The sequence below is a fragment of the Mesorhizobium sp. WSM4844 genome (assembly GCF_055811775.1).
Genome location: NZ_JBVVQB010000124.1, coordinates 1 through 2605, shown reverse-complemented (window position 1 = coordinate 2605; position 2605 = coordinate 1). Strand labels below are relative to the sequence as shown.

1 protein-coding gene is annotated in these 2605 nt (G+C 65.6%); it reads left to right on the top strand.

The features are described 5' to 3' along the window. Window positions 1-2605: non-ribosomal peptide synthetase (locus AC0L2A_RS35945; RefSeq protein WP_473612919.1), on the top strand; the 2605-nt coding region annotated here is incomplete at both ends.

Sequence of the window (2605 nt, the reverse complement as noted above, 5' to 3'; positions counted from 1 at the left end):
CCGGCGATTGTTGCCGTGTCGCGCGACGAGCCGCTTGCGCTGTCGTTCGCGCAGCAGCGGCTGTGGTTCCTGGCGCAACTGGACGAGGGCAGCACCAACTATCATGTTCCATTGGCCTTGCGGCTGCGGGGGGTGCTCGACCGCGTCGCTTGGCAGCGCAGCCTTGACCGTCTGTTTGGCCGTCACGAGGCGCTGCGCAGTGTCTTTGTCGCACCGGAGGGCCGGCCCCGGGTCGAGGTGCTGCCGGCCGATGCCGGGCTGCCACTGGTCGAGCACGATCTATCCGACCGGGCCGATGCTAAGGTGGCGCTTTCGGATCTGTGCCGCGAAGAGGCGCACACGCCGTTCGATCTGTCGCGCGGGCCGCTGATGCGCGCCCGTCTGATCCGGCTGACGGATGAGGAGCACGTCTTCCTGCTGACTCAGCATCACATCGTCTCCGACGGCTGGTCGATGGGCGTCTTGATGCGTGAACTGAACAGCCTTTACTGGGCGTTTGTGGCCGGGCAGGACGACCCACTGCCACCGCTGGCGATCCAGTATCCGGATTATGCCGCCTGGCAACGGCAGTGGCTGTCGGGGGAACGGCTGCAGACCCAGGCGCAGTATTGGCGCAACGCCCTGTCAGGTGCTCCGGCCCGTCTTGCGCTGCCGACGGACCGCGTGCGGCCGGCCCAGCAGTCGTTTGCCGGGGCCAGTGTGCCGATCGTCATCGATGCGGATCTGACGCGGGGTCTGAAGCGGCTGAGCCGGCAGCATGGCACGACGGTGTTCATGACGGTGCTGGCGGCCTGGGCGGCGGTGCTTTCGCGCCTGTCGGGGCAGGACGACCTTGTGATCGGCGTGCCGAGCGCCAATCGCGGCCGGCGCGAGATCGAAGAGCTGATCGGCTTCTTCGTCAACACGCTGGCGCTTCGGCTGGACCTGTCCGGCGCGCCGAGCGTGTCGGAGCTTCTGGAGCGGACGCGGCGCACGGCGCTGGCCGCGCAGGAGCATCAGGACCTGCCGTTCGAGCAGGTCGTCGAGATCGCGCAGCCGCCGCGGCATCTTGATCACACGCCGTTGTTCCAGGTGATGTTGGCCTGGCAGAACAATGCGGTCGAGTCATTGGACCTGCCGGGGCTGAGTGTGGAGGCTGCCGGGGAGGGGTATGATCAGGTCAAGTTCGATCTGGAGCTGAGCCTGGGCGAGGATGGCGATCAGATCGCCGGATCGCTGCACTATGCCACGGCGCTGTTCGACGAAGCGACGATCGAGCGGCAGCGCGGCTATCTTATGGCATTGCTGCGGGCGATGGTTGCCGATGCGGGTCAGCCGGTCGGCCGCATCGAGCTGCTGTCGCCCGAGGAGCGGACCTACCTTTTGGAGGATCTGAACCGGACGGCGGCGGACTATCCGTCGGATCTTTGCATCCACGAGTTGTTCGAGCAACAGGTGCGCCAGGCGCCGGAGGCGGTGGCGGTGGTCCATGGGGACGAGCGCCTGAGCTATGGCGAGCTCAATGTGCGGGCCAACCGGCTGGCCCATCATCTGATCGCCCTTGGGGTCAAGCCGGATCAGCCGGTGGCGATCTGCCTGGAGCGCAGCCCGGCGATGGTGGTGGGGGTCTTGGCGATCCTGAAGGCGGGCGGCGCCTATCTGCCGCTGGACCCGGCCTATCCGTCGGCGCGGCTGCGGCAGGTGGTCGACGATGCCGCGCCGCGGCTGCTAGTTTGCGATGCGGCCGGACGCGCAGCACTCGGCCCTGAGGCGCTTGTCGACGGGACGGTGGTCGATCTGGAAACGGCCACCCCGGTCTGGGCCGAGCTGCCTGCTTCGGATCCCGAGCCGCGCGCGCTGGGCCTCACCGCGCGCCATCTCGCCTACATCATCTATACCTCAGGCTCCACCGGCACCCCAAAGGGCATCGAAATGCCCCACGGGTCGCTTATGAATTTGCTTTGGTCCTCGCCGGAGTTTGGTGCGCCAAAACGACGTACACTTCAGTTCACGACTTTGAACTTCGACGTCTCGTTCCAGGAGTTATTCAGTTGCTGGAGGGACGGCGGGCTACTGGTGCTCGTGCAGGAAGAGACCCGTGCCGACTTTTCCGAGTTGCTGGACTTTGTGTGCAGAGAAGGGATCGAGCGGCTTTTCCTCCCATTCGTAGCCTTGAAACATTTTGCGGAAGCCTGGTGCGCTCGGGGAGCGCTGCTGCCCTCTTTGAGAGAAATTTATACAGCGGGTGAGCAATTGCGAGCCACCCCCGACCTCAGGTCGTTCTTCGAGACTCACCCGAGGGCGAGGTTGATAAATCAGTATGGGCCTACAGAAACCCACGTAGTCACGGAGCACCGCCTCGTGGCTGATCCATCATGCTGGCCGCAATTGCCTCCCATCGGCCGTCCGATCGCCAACGCGCGGATCTACCTGCTGGATGCTCACGGCGCGCCGGTGCCGGTGGGAGCAGTTGGTGAGCTCTATGTTGGCGGGGCCGGCGTTGCGCGCGGCTACCTGAACCGTCCCGAGCTGACGGCGGATCGGTTCACCGCCAGCCCGTTTGTGGAGGGCGACCGGCTGTACCGGAGCGGCGATCTGGCGCGTTATCTGCCGGACGGCAATCTGG